Annotated in this window: 11 protein-coding genes; 6 read left to right on the top strand and 5 right to left on the bottom strand. The window is 64.1% G+C overall.

Features of this window, described 5'->3' with window-relative positions; all coding sequences use genetic code 11:
* The first annotated feature begins 22 nt into the window (after window positions 1–22).
* Complete coding sequence (locus ACXJ16_RS00960; protein ID WP_185996874.1) at window positions 23–1,999, top strand: lytic transglycosylase domain-containing protein; 1,977 nt, start codon at window positions 23–25, stop codon at window positions 1,997–1,999.
* A 203-nt stretch (window positions 2,000–2,202) separates the two neighbouring features.
* Here the strand turns inward: ACXJ16_RS00960 and ACXJ16_RS00955 are convergent, their stop codons facing one another.
* Window positions 2,203–3,576 carry a glycoside hydrolase family 27 protein gene (locus tag ACXJ16_RS00955; RefSeq protein WP_420719886.1) on the bottom strand — a complete coding sequence of 458 codons (1,374 nt, stop codon included), beginning with the start codon at window positions 3,574–3,576 and terminating at the stop codon, window positions 2,203–2,205.
* Window positions 3,577–3,701: 125 nt separating this feature from the next.
* Here ACXJ16_RS00955 and greB point away from each other — a divergent pair, with 125 nt between their 5' ends.
* The 3 genes from greB to ACXJ16_RS00940 are packed head-to-tail and all read left to right on the top strand — an operon-like array spanning window position 3,702 to window position 5,320.
* The gene (gene greB / locus ACXJ16_RS00950) at window positions 3,702–4,187 is read left to right on the top strand and encodes a transcription elongation factor GreB (protein WP_132469613.1); all 486 of its coding nucleotides are present in this window, start codon (window positions 3,702–3,704) and stop codon (window positions 4,185–4,187) included.
* A 48-nt stretch (window positions 4,188–4,235) separates the two neighbouring features.
* A complete protein-coding gene (locus tag ACXJ16_RS00945) occupies window positions 4,236–4,766 on the top strand; it encodes a TPM domain-containing protein (protein WP_463921015.1) in 531 nt (176 codons plus the stop codon).
* Window positions 4,767–4,807: 41 nt separating this feature from the next.
* Complete coding sequence (locus ACXJ16_RS00940; RefSeq protein ID WP_243692717.1) at window positions 4,808–5,320, top strand: hypothetical protein; 513 nt, start codon at window positions 4,808–4,810, stop codon at window positions 5,318–5,320.
* Between the two features lie 73 nt (window positions 5,321–5,393).
* Here the strand turns inward: ACXJ16_RS00940 and ACXJ16_RS00935 are convergent, their stop codons facing one another.
* Window positions 5,394–6,074, bottom strand: a complete 681-nt coding sequence (locus ACXJ16_RS00935; RefSeq protein ID WP_054435839.1) for an outer membrane protein — start codon at window positions 6,072–6,074, stop codon at window positions 5,394–5,396.
* Between the two features lie 330 nt (window positions 6,075–6,404).
* Between ACXJ16_RS00935 and rlmN the strand changes: the two genes are divergently transcribed.
* Both rlmN and ACXJ16_RS00925 read left to right on the top strand, forming a co-directional pair.
* The gene (gene rlmN, locus ACXJ16_RS00930; RefSeq protein WP_054435838.1) at window positions 6,405–7,679 is read left to right on the top strand and encodes a 23S rRNA (adenine(2503)-C(2))-methyltransferase RlmN; all 1,275 of its coding nucleotides are present in this window, start codon (window positions 6,405–6,407) and stop codon (window positions 7,677–7,679) included.
* 159 nt (window positions 7,680–7,838) lie between these two features.
* On the top strand, window positions 7,839–8,765 hold the full coding sequence (locus tag ACXJ16_RS00925) for a formylglycine-generating enzyme family protein (protein ID WP_463921743.1): 927 nt from the start codon (window positions 7,839–7,841) through the stop codon (window positions 8,763–8,765).
* A gap of 57 nt (window positions 8,766–8,822) precedes the next feature.
* Here the strand turns inward: ACXJ16_RS00925 and ACXJ16_RS00920 are convergent, their stop codons facing one another.
* The 3 genes from ACXJ16_RS00920 to ACXJ16_RS00910 all read right to left on the bottom strand — a co-directional run bounded on the left by ACXJ16_RS00920 (window position 8,823) and on the right by ACXJ16_RS00910 (window position 12,436).
* Window positions 8,823–9,563 (bottom strand): LuxR C-terminal-related transcriptional regulator, encoded by a 741-nt coding sequence (locus ACXJ16_RS00920; RefSeq protein WP_054435814.1) that lies wholly within the window; start codon window positions 9,561–9,563, stop codon window positions 8,823–8,825.
* A gap of 1,280 nt (window positions 9,564–10,843) precedes the next feature.
* Window positions 10,844–11,527, bottom strand: coding sequence for a PIG-L deacetylase family protein (locus ACXJ16_RS00915; RefSeq protein WP_054436306.1), 684 nt, complete (start codon window positions 11,525–11,527; stop codon window positions 10,844–10,846).
* Between the two features lie 3 nt (window positions 11,528–11,530).
* A complete protein-coding gene (locus ACXJ16_RS00910; RefSeq protein ID WP_324696419.1) occupies window positions 11,531–12,436 on the bottom strand; it encodes a methionyl-tRNA formyltransferase in 906 nt (301 codons plus the stop codon).
* Window positions 12,437–12,441 lie beyond the last annotated feature (5 nt).

The raw sequence follows: 12,441 nt of genomic DNA, 5'->3' as shown, positions 1-12,441 counted from the left end.
TGATAAGGAGCCTTTTCCCAAAATGTCCAGCATGCAGCGTGCCGCCCCCCTCGTCCTGCTTGCTTCGACCGCCTTGTCTGGCATCGTTTTCGGGAGCCCCGCAGCCGCGCAGGACGGTCGTGAATGGGATCTCGCCAAGGCCCGTGCGATGCAGTCGCACGACATGGTGGTGCACCAGTCGATCGACCGCTGGCGCCAGCTTGTGGCGTCCGATCAGTTCGATTTCGGCAGCTATGCCAGCTTCCTGATGACCTATCCCGGCTATCCGCAAGCCGACAAGATTCGCGCTTCGGCAGAGCGTGCGCTGATAAACCAGTCACCCGACGCCAATTCGGTCGTCTCGTTCTTCAGCCGCTATCCCCCACTCTCCAATCAGGCAGCCGGTCGCTATGCCGCGGCACTGACCACGCTGCGCCGCCCGGATGCGCAAGTGCGTGCCATCGCGGCATGGCGGGGCGGCACGTTGTCACCCAATGATGAAGCGCTGATTCTCGCCACATATCGCGGAACCCTGACCGCCGCCGATCACGACGCGCGGATGGACCGCCTGCTCTGGCAGAGCGAAACCTCCCAGGCCGAACGGCAGGTCTCCTTCGTCTCGGCCGAACGCCGCGCCCTGTTCATGGAACGGCTGGCGATGCTTCAGGGCTCGCCGGCGGGATCGCTCGGCCTCGCGCTGACGCCGCAGATGAATGCCGACGCCGGATATATCTATGCCCGTGCGGTTCAGGCGCGGAAAACCGGCAATCTACCTGCCGAAATCTCGCTCCTGTCCACTCGTCCAACGCTGACATCCCCCGTTCCCGAACCGGAAAAGTGGGTGCGCGAACTGTTGACCGCCGCGAAGGGCGCTGGCGCCGATGCCGCCGTGCGCATCGCCAGCGGGATCGACGATGCCTTTCCGCCCGGCACCGATATCAGCCAGCTCTCCTATCGCCTGCGCGACGATTACACGACGCTTGTCTGGCTGGGCGGCACCAAGGCGCTGTGGCAATTGGGCGATGCCCGCCGCGCCGCTCCGCTGTTCTATCGCTATGGCGCCGCCGCGCAGACGCCCGGCACCCGCTCCAAGGGCTTCTACTGGGCCGGCCGCGCGCTGGCCCGTGCCGGGGACACGGCAGGCGCCAATCGCTACTTCGAGATGGCCGCCGCCTACCCGCACTATTTCTACGGCCAGCTCGCGCTGGAACGCCTGAGCCGCCCCCTGCCCAATCTCGACACCCGCCCCCGCGCCGTACCTACCCCGGCCGAACGCTCCGCCTTCTTCGCCAAGCCGCTGACCAATGCGGTGCGCGATGTTGCCCGCGACGGCGACTGGCGCACCACCGTCCAGTTCTTCCGGGAGATTTCGGACCAGGCGCAAAGCCAGGCCGACCACGTCCTCGTGGCCGAACTGGCGCAGCAGATCGGCCGCCGCGATCTCGCCGTCATCCTCGGCCAGAGCGCCCATTCCGACGGATACCAGGACTTCGGGCAGATCGCCTATCCGCTGATCCCGGTACCGCCGGGCGCGGATTTCGCCATGGTCCACGCCCTCACCCGGCAGGAAAGCCAGTTCGCCCAGAACGCGCTCAGCCACGCCGGCGCGCGCGGCCTGATGCAGCTGATGCCCGCCACCGCGCGCGAACAGGCGGGCAAGCTCGGCATGGCCTACGACCAGAACCAGCTGGTCAGCGACGCCAGCTACAACATCCGCCTCGGCGATGCTTACTTCACCCGCATGCGCAACTACTTCGGCGGCTCGCTGCCGCTGGCAGTCGGCGCCTACAACGCCGGCGCGGGCAATGTGAACAAGTGGCTCGCGGCCAACGGCGACCCGCGCACCGGCGCGGTCGACTGGATCGACTGGCTGGAGCAGATCCCCATCTACGAGACCAAGAACTACATCCAGCGCGTGCTGGAGAACGCCGTGGTCTACGAATCGATGTATCCGAGCCAGTCGGGCTATCGCGGGAATACGCCGCTTACGCAGCTCATCGGGAAGCGGTCGCCGGGGTGAAGTTTTAAAAGCTTCGAGAAGCAGGGGAGCATAGCCTCCCTGCACCCCCAATACCGTCTAGGTCATACCCAGCCTATCCGCTGCGCGCCCATGGTCGCGTCGGGAGACTTATTGGCTGCGCCGCAGGGAGCGCAAAACGTCAAGCCGCGCGCGACTCTGACATTTTGAGGGTCTGGGGGATCATCCCCCAGGACTTCCTCTGTTTAAATGCCCTTCACCCTGAACAGCCCCGCCCCATGCGAAGCAAGCCGCGCCGAAAAGCGCCCTTCGACCTGGCCAAGGTCCTTGCCCTCCCACAAATCCCGCACCGAAGCTCTCCGCCCGAGACCAAGCAGCGAGAGCGCCACGCCCACCTCGCGCGGCTGGTCCGCTACGTTGAACAGCGCCACGTAGCGATCCGCCCCGCCCTCCGCGCGCGCGGTCCAGACCTTGGTGCCGTCATCGAGGAACAGCGGCGCGTTGTCGGTGCTTGACTGGTTCACCGCCAGCACCTCGCGGTTGGTCAGCAGCGCCAGTGTCGGCGCGTCGAGGTGGCGCAGGTCGCCCCCCATGATGAGCGGCGAGCGGGCAATCGACCAGAGCGTCATCAGCGTGCGCTGTTCGTCGGGGGTGAAGCGGGTGTCGCGGTCTCCCAGCGCGAGGCGGCCGAGGGGGAGCATGTCGGCATCGGGCCAGGAGCCGGGACCACGGAACGGCGTCCAGTTTTCGAGGCGGGTGAACTGGGCGTGGAGCTGTGCCCATTCGTCCCAGAAATCGTCGGAAATGCGCCACATCTGTGCGTGCTGGCGAACGTGGGCACCGCGCAGGACCGGGGTCTCGCCGGGGGAGAGGCTGAGCACGATGGGTCGGCCGCAGCGGGCGATGGCCTTGGCAGCGGCCTCGATCTCGGGCGCGTGGGCATCGTATGGTCGGCTCATGTCGTCCATCTTGACGAAATCGACGCCCCAGGAGGCATAGAGTTTGAAGATGCTGTCGTAGTATTCCTGGGCGCCGGGCTTGCTCATGTCGACGCCGTACATGTCGGGGTTCCACGAGCACACGCTGGAGGTGTCGGCGATATCCTGCGCGCGCAGCTTGGTGCCGAGCACCGGAAGGTTGAGCTTCACGGCGTGGCGCGGGATGCCGCGCATGACGTGGATGCCAAACTTCATGCCCATGGCGTGGACCTTGGCGGCCAGCGGCGCAAAGCCCTTGCCGCCTTTTGACGACGGGAAGCGGTTCGGTGCGGGGATCATCCGGCCGTGAGCGTCAAGCGCCGGGACCGGGTTGGCGTTGTAGGTGTAGCTCCTGGCCTCCGGCTCGTACCACTGGATGTCGACGGTGAAGACGTCGTAACCGAAGGGCAGCAACTTGGTGCGCATGATCGCTGCGGTTTCGAGCGCCTGCGCCTCGGTAATGGTCCCGGCGAAGCTGTTCCAGCTGTTCCAGCCCATCGGTGGGCGCGGGGCGAGCGCGGCGCCGGGCGCCGGTTCGAGGATCGCCTGCGGTGCGCCGTTCTGGGCGCCGGCCTTCGCGGCGAGCCCGGCCAGCGGCGCGGAAGCGGCGGCGAGCAAGGCAGTGCGGCGTGAAATATCCATCTTGATCCTCAATTCCCGGTACGTCATTCGCCGCTCTTTTGTCGGACTAATAGACTTCGCGCAAGCCGGTGACGAAGCGGATCAGGGACTTGGCCGGACCGGCAATGCTTTATAAGGATCTCGTCATGAAACCTGCCGGTCCTCCTATCTCGCCTTCAGGCATGGCCGCGCTGCGTGCCCGCTACGACCACCTGCTCGGCAAGGAACGCCCGGAGATCGTCGAGATCGTGTCCTGGGCGGCGGGCAATGGAGATCGCTCGGAAAACGGTGACTATCTCTACGGCCGCAAGCGCATGCGCGAGATCGACCGAGAACTGGGCTACCTCGCCCGCCGCATGAAGGCGCTGCGGGTGGTGAACCCGGCGGACCAGACCGAGCGCGGCAAAGTGTTCTTCGGCGCCACGGTTACCATCGCCGACGAGGACGACAACCACAAGACCCTCACCATCGTCGGCGACGACGAGCAGGACGCTGCCAAGGGCCGGATCGGCTGGAGCGCGCCGATCGCCCGCGCCCTGCGCGGCGCCGCCGTGGGCGACCTGAAGATGGTGCGCCTGCCTTCCGGCGAGAAGGAATGGGAAGTCATGGAGATCGAATACCCGCAAGCCTGATCGCGCCGGCAGCTTGACGGCTGCCTCTGGCCCGATCAGAATTTCCTCATGAAATTTCGCGGCTTCGCTGGCCTCCTCCTGGGTGCGTCCCTGCTCATGACCCTCGGCTGCAAAGGCGATGCCGATGCGACGGGCGCGCCCTTTGCCGCATCGACCGAGCAACCCTCCGGTGCGCCGCTGCCCCTGCAAGGGCGAGTGAACGATGCCGCCGGAGCATTGACATCCGATGCCGAGGAACGCCTGACCCGCCTGTCCGAAGCTCTCGAACGCACCACCGGTCATCAACTCGTGGTCGTGACCACACCGTCGCTAGGTGAAAAGACGATCTCCGATTACACCCGGGAACTCGGCAACCGCTGGGGTATCGGCCGGAAGGGCGTGAACGATGGAATCATCGTGCTGGTCGCGCCTCGGGAACGCGGCGCAAGGATCGAGATCGGCAAAGGCATGACCGAGCAACTTCCCGATACGGTTTGCAGTGAAATCATGGAGCAGGAGATGGTGCCGCATTTTCGCAGAGGCGACTATGACGGCGGCCTGGAGGCTGGCGTTTCGGCGCTGATCGCCCGTCTTCACTGAGGCTTTCGGGCGTGCCGCTTTCGTGCCATGAGCCGCCCTCAATGCCTGTCATCCGCTTCCGCCACCTGGCCGCCGCCGCTGCCTGCCTCGCTCTGGCCCTGCCCGGTGTTCCGGCGCTCGCACGCGAAAGTCTGGGAATCTACGCCAGTTGGGGGGCATTTCGCGATCCGGTGATCCCGCGTTGCTATGCCATCGCCATGGCCGAACCCAGCACGGCGGCACGGGAATATCAGCCCTTCGCGGCGATCGGCACATGGCCCCGGCGCGGCGCGCGCGGGCAAGTGCATTTCCGGCTGTCGCGCCGGATCGCGCAAGGCACGCAAGTCACCCTTTCGCTGGGCGGACAGCGCTTCATCCTCGCTTCGGGTGAAGGCGATGCCTGGGGACGTGACGAACAGGACAATGCCGCCATCGTCGCGGCCATGCGCTCCGCCCCGCGCATGACCGTCACCGCGCGCGACCGGCAGGGCAAACGCTTCGTCAATGCCTGGCCTCTTTCGGGTGCGGCCTCGGCGATGGACGCCGCCCTGATCGGCTGCGCCAAACTGCCATAGGCCGGCTCCGCCACCGCAACGAAAAAGGGCGGGAGCTTTCGCCCCCGCCCTCTCTCCTGCATCTAGATGCGGCTCAGAAGCGAACGCCGACGCCGGCCATGACCTGATGACGGTCAGTGTCGAGGTTGAAGCGGTTGCCGTCCGGAATGTCGCCGGTGTAGTCGAGTTCACCCTTCTCGTAGTTCGAATAGCGATATTCGAGCTTTACGAAGGCGTTGTTCGTGATCGCCTGCTCGACACCCGCGCCGATCCGCCAGCCGTCGGCATCGATATCGCGGTTCGTCTCGACCGTGCCGACCGCGTTGCGCACGTCGAACTTGGCATTGGTGTAGCCGCCCTTCGCGTAGATCATGGTGCTGGGGGTGACGACGTAGCCGACGCGGGCGCCGACGTAGAGATCGCGGTTGGCCTTGACGTTGCCGATGCCGAAGCCTTCGAAATCGCCGTCGTTGAACTTCGTCTTGGCGGTCGACCAGGTCACTTCGGCTTCCGGACCGAAGACGAGGTTGCCCGAGCGGAAGTCATAGCCGGCGCCGACGCCATAGGCGAAGCCGTCGATCGACTGGTCGTTGTCGACATTGACGTCGTCATCGACGCTGCTGCCGGCCTTGGTCACATCGTAACCGGCGAGCGCCTCGACGTGGAAGCCGGAGAAAGGCTGGGCCGGGCCGGTATCCTGCGCCATGGCGGGAGCCGATGCGATGGCGGTACCTGCAGCGGTTCCAAGGGCGAGGCAGACGAGAATCTTCTTCATGGGATGCTCCATTCTTGTTTTCTCGGGCGGGCATCCGTTGATGGCGACCGGCCCGTCCGGACTGGTCAAATGATCGTCATGGGGGCTCGGTTTCCTGAACCTAACACAACGAAAACACTGATGTTTTTCGGTCACACTTGATCGACGGAGCGCCCCCGGCAAGCGCCCGGCGGCGGGAACCCGGCAAGCTTTGCGGCAGTTCGCGCGAGCCCCCATGCGCGCGCATCTTCCGTTTTTATCCCGGATGCACTATATGCCCGCCCAATCATGACAGACGCGACCCACACCCTTTCCGGCGCCACCGGCCCAGTTTCCCATTCCGGCGCCCCCATGCCGATCCCGGGCCATATCGACCCCGTGCCGGTGCCCCGCCCCAACCTCGTCGAAGGGGTCACGCCGCGCGAGGACGGCCGGCTGGACCTGATCGGCCTGCCGAAGAAGCGGATCGCGGAACTGTTCGAAAGCGCCGGGCTTGACGCGAAGGCCGCAAAGCTGCGCGCCAAGCAGGTCTACCACTGGCTTTACCACCGTGGCGTCACCGAGTTCGAGGCGATGACCGACATCGCCAAGACCATGCGCCCCTGGTTGGCAGAACGCTTCGTGATCGGCCGCCCGGAAATCGTCGAAGCCCAGCACTCCAGCGACGGCACCCGCAAGTGGCTGCTGCGCACGGCGGACGCCCATGATTTCGAAATGGTGTTCATCCCCGATGCCGATCGCGGCACGCTCTGCGTGTCCTCGCAGGTCGGCTGCACGCTCAACTGCCGCTTCTGCCACACCGGCACCATGCGCCTCGTGCGCAACCTGACGGTGGGCGAGATCGTCGGCCAGGTCATGCTGGCCCGCGATGCGCTGGGCGAATGGCCCAAGGGCCGCATGGACTTCAGCTTCGGCGACGGGATCGACGGCGCGGATGCGGCTGACGACGAAGAGGAAGGCAGCTACACTTCGGACGGCCGCCTGCTCACCAACATCGTGATGATGGGCATGGGCGAGCCGCTCTACAATTTCGACAACGTGCGCGACGCGCTCAAGCTGGTCATGGACGGTGACGGGCTCGCGCTTTCGAAGCGCCGCATCACTCTCTCCACCTCGGGCGTGATCCCGCAGATGGCCCGCTGCGGCGAGGAAATCGGCGTGAACCTGGCCGTCTCGCTCCATGCGGTGACCAAGGAAGTCCGCGACGAGATCGTGCCGGTCAACAAGAAGTACGGCATCGAGGACCTGCTCCAGGCCTGCGCCGACTATCCCGGTGCCTCTAACGCGCGCCGCATCACGTTCGAATACGTGATGCTCAAGGACAAGAACGACAGCGACGCCGACGCGCACGAACTGGTCCGCCTGCTGAAGAAGTACAACCTTCCGGCCAAGGTCAACCTGATCCCGTTCAACCCCTGGCCGGGCGCGCAGTACGAGTGCTCGACGCCGGACCGGATCAGGACGTTCTCGGACATCGTGTTCAAGGGCGGCATCTCCGCGCCGGTCCGCACCCCGCGCGGACGCGATATCGACGCGGCCTGCGGCCAGCTCAAGACCGCCGCCGAAAAGAAGAGCCGCGCCGAACTGGAACGGCTCTACGCCGAGAAGGAAAAGGAACTCGGCTGAGCCGGCGTCGATCCGCACCGTCTCCCGGCTCGCTTTGACAATACGCATTTGGCGTGGGGTCAAAGCGAACCTAGAGAGGACAGAGATCGACAGAGAGGCTCCTGAATGACCCAGACCCTGCGCCCGACTTCGGCCGAAGTCGGCGAGCGCCTGCACGGCATGATCCGCGTGTCGGGCGGCACCTTCACGATGGGCTCGGAAAGGTTCTACCCCGAGGAAGCACCCCTGCGGCGAGTCACTGTCGATCCTTTCTGGATCGACGAAGTGCCCGTCACCAATCGCGACTTTGCCCGCTTCGTCGAGGCGACCGGCCATGTGACCGTGGCGGAGATCGCACCTGATCCCAGGGACTATCCCGGCATGTCGCCGGAAATGGCGCGAGCCGGATCGCTGGTTTTCCGCAAGACCGCGACGCCGGTGGATACGGCCAATCCCGCCAACTGGTGGAGCTTCGAATTCGGCGCCTCATGGCGCTATCCGCTCGGACCGGGCAGCGATATCGATGCGCTTGGTCTTTGGGATCATCCGGTCGTCCATGTCGCCTACGCCGATGCCGAAGCTTATGCGCAGTGGGCGGGCAAGGATCTGCCGACGGAGGCCGAGTTCGAATTCGCCGCCAGGGGCGGTCTCGAAAACGCCGACTATGCCTGGGGCGACGAACTCGCGCCTGAAGGCAGGATGATGGCCAATTACTGGCAGGGCCTGTTCCCGTTTGCCAACCAGTGCCTCGACGGCTGGGAGCGCACTTCGCCGGTCCGATCCTTCCCCGCGAACAGCTACGGCCTTCACGACATGATCGGCAACACCTGGGAATGGACGCGCGACTGGTGGGCCGAGCGCCCGGAAGCGCCGAAGAAATCCGGCGGTTCCTGCTGCGCCTTGAGCAATCCGCGCGGCGGCAAGCTCAAGGACAGCTTCGACCCCGCCCAGCCGCTGGTGCGGATCGGGCGCAAGGTCATCAAGGGAGGGTCGCACCTCTGCGCGGCGAACTACTGCCAGCGCTATCGCCCCGCCGCGCGCCATCCCGAGATGATCGACACGGCCACGACGCATATCGGTTTTCGCTGCGTGGTTCGGGAAAGCTGAAGCCTCCGGTTTCGCGGAGGCAGCAGGCCGGGGCGTTACCCCCGGCCATGCTCGATGTCAGCGTGCCAGCGCCAGTGACACCGGAGCGCGGCTGACTTCTTCGACAGGCACGTAATCCGCCGTTTCGCGGAATTCGCCGACTTGCGTGATGACACCCTGGTTCACCGCCCAGATTGCCGCCTGGGTCCGGTTCTGGACCATGAGCTTGCGCAGGATCGCCTTCACGTGGACCTTCACGGTGGCTTCGCTGATGTCCAGCCGATAGGCGATCACCTTGTTGGGATAGCCCATCACAAGGCAGCGCAGCGTATCGATTTCCCGTTCGGAAAGCAGTTCGCTGAGCTGAACCTGCACTTCGGCCTGGCCTTCCGACATGACCTGCTTTTGCGGCAGGTGCTGAAGCAGGGCGCTGGGCAGTACCTTTTCACCCTGGTTAACCAAGCGAAGGGATTCGATGAGCGGCTCGGAACCGATCTCCTTGAGCAGATAGGCATGAGCGCCAAGCTGGAATGCTTCCACCATCTGGCCGAATTCGAATTCGTCGGCCAGCAGCACGGCGCGCATGTAGGGATGCCGATCCTTCAGCGCCGGCAGGCTTGCCAGCAGGTCCCCACAGGTCCCCATGTCGAAAATGGTAAGGCCTATCGGAAGGCCGATCTCTCCGGCGAGAACGTCATCGCAGTCCTTGAAGAACCGTGAACACCTGAACTCGCAGGTATTCAGGATCTTGCAGATTCCCTCTCTGACAAGGGAATTGAAGCCGACAATCGTCACGCAGACTTCTTCGAAATTCGCCATCGTCTTTCTCTCCTTGAATGCGGAAATACGGACGACCCAAAACGTCTTATTGATTTTTTTGAATTACCCTGACGTAACCCGGATGCAGGAGGGAACATCAAGATCTCGATACCTCGAAATCCTGAAATGAACCTTTACGTGACAATCACCGGATGAACAGACCGAGTGGCCAGCCCCCTTGCGTGTCCCCCTTTTAGCCCCACACCATTAGGTACACCACCTTAGAACATATCCTCGTCTTTAAGTCGAGAGGCCGACAGGCGACCTTACCGCTCCGTAAGGATAAATCGTATATTCTTAAAAGAGGCGTATGTTCAGTATGATAACGCCCCTTTCGGAAAGTTCATTTGGCTGGGTAACACGCGAACCGTATAATTCTGGTACAGCCTACCCCGAAAGAGGTATAAAAGATATAAACTCACCCATTTCAATATGTTAACTTTGCGCGCTGTAAATTGCGCAACCGTCAATCGCCACAAAGGTGAATCACCTTCAAGTTCGATGGGCGCCATCATCCGGGATGGCAGCCGAAAATCGGCAGTTTCAGCACGGCGACTCGGGAATGTCCGGCCTTCTTCCCTCACGAATTTCGGTGCTTGCGCGCATTCGGGCCATCCGCTGCAAAGCCACCGATCGATGCGTTTGAACGCACGCAAGGCCCGCCAGGGCCATGAACCTGCCCGCGGCACCGCCCATCGCCCGAATCCCGTCAATGCCCTGCGGATCGAACAGGCCGTCACCTTACGGGCTGACCGATCGTCAGCTAACGAAGCGCGTCGGAGGTAGCGAAAATCGTTGGCGAGCCACGGTAAATCTCCGTCCCGAAGGCTTCTGAAGGCCCCCATCGCGCAAGCGGACGACAAAGCAGCCGCCCCGGCTACGCTGATTTTTCCAAGTAATGACCGTAATAGATACTCATTACATGACGACTGTCCAAAACGGGTACTTCCGAATACACCGGGATACCTGAAGCGCTGCCTGAAAAGTCCGGTTCTTGCGAAAACCAGGATCGCCGTCTGCATCCGCCCCCGGAAGGCCAGGCGGCGTGTGACAAGAAAACGCAGCCGTGACCGGGCCGTTATGACCCAGGCGGCGTGGACGAATTCGGCCTAGGTCGTAAACTCATAAATGGCACCATCGAGGCTTGAGGCAAAATGGCTCAGCGCAAGAAGGGAAGGCGCTGGAATATGTCGATATTTCAAGCCTTCCCGACGCTGCACTGGGCCATTTTGATCAAATCCATCCGGGACACTCGCAGGCGTGATCAACAGGTCCTGCCCCTAGCGCTCGATCGCGCGCACGAGGATGAAGCCTTCCGCCGCTTCGCAGTAGACGGTCGAACCGCGCAGACGGGCCAGCGCCTCGATCGTGATGAGCGAACGCTCGTCGGGAAAGGGGCGGACCTGGCTTTCGAACATCGCAAAGGCATCGAGCTTGCGTTGCAGCGTGCCGGATATGTCGATGTGCACGTTGGGCACGAAAGGCGGCGTCATCGGCGCCGCGTACCAGTTGGTTTCGGACAGCGTCTCGTAGCAGAGCACCCGTGTCGGCACTTGCCGATCCCGCGGCCGCGCCGCCACCATCGAGGCGAGGAAGGCGAGCTGGTGATCCTGGTGGATGTCTCCCAGAAACGGCACGAAGAGCGTGTCGGGCTGCACGTCCCGCACGATCCGGCAGAATGCGGCGTTCAGTTCCGCGGCCGGAACGATGTCGAGCGAGGCGGCCGGGAAATCCAGCATATGCGTGCGGCTCACGCCGATATGAGCATGGGCGCTGCGCATTTCCGCCTGCACTCTCGCCACGCCGTCGGCAGCGAAGGCGGGCGGGCGGCCGCTGGTGATGACCGCCACCTGCACGTCCAGTCCTTCCTCGACCATCCGCGCCATGGTGCCGCCGCAGCCGAGGATTTCGTCATCGGGATGCGGCGCGATGACAAGGACTTTTCCATAGTGCTGCAAAGCCAAGCGCTATCCTTTCAACACGGCGTGAAGCGCAGGCGGCCTGCCCTCCGCCACTTCCCAGTCGACCAGTTCGATCAGGCCCTCGCCGGTCTGCACGGTCAGTACCCCGCCGCCGTTCGCCATGACCTGCCCGGGAAGGGCATGATGCCGCTCCCCGCCCGAAACCGGGCGCGATGACCAGACGGTGATCCTGCGCCCGGCGACATGGGTGAAGGCCCCCGGATAGGGCCGCCCCACCGCGCGGATCAGGCGGTCTATCGCCGAGGCCGGCTGGCGCCAGTCGATCAGCCCGTCCGCCTGGGTGCGCTTCGTCGCCCATGTCGCATAGCGCTCGTCCTGAACCTGCCTCGGCTGATCTCCCGCCGCCAGCACCGGCAGCACCGCGCGCAGCATCGAACGCAGCGCCGCCATGTGCTTGTCGTAAAGCCCCTGCGCGGTCTCGTCCCGCGCGAGATGGAAGTATTGCTGGGCAAGGATGTCGCCGTCGTCCGTGCCTTCGGCGATCCAGAACAGGCTGGAGGCGGAAATCGGCTCGTCGAGCAGGATCGTCCAGGGGATCGCCGCCCGACCGCGCAGACGGGGAAGCGGTGCGGGATGATAGCCGATGGCCCCCTTCGCCGCGATCGAGAGGAATTCCGGCCCGCATATCTGCGACCAGCCGACCACGAAGACATAGTCCGGCGCCTCCGCGCGCACCATGTCCAGCACTTGCGGATCGTTGGTTCGCGCGATGGGAGCCAGCCGCACCCCGTGCCGCCCGGCCAGCACCGAAAGATCGACGATGTCGGAATGCCGCCCGTGAAGCTCGGGCGGCAGCGTGCCGATCATCGTCAGCTCCCATCCCGGTACAGCGACCAGTTCCTCCACCAGCACTTCGGTGCTGCCTACTGCGCCGATTACGACTGCCTTCATCGTCA

It is taken from the genome of Novosphingobium sp. TK71 (assembly GCF_055361505.1).
Note: the sequence above shows the minus strand (reverse complement) of the source record. Positions and strands in the feature narration are given on the sequence as shown.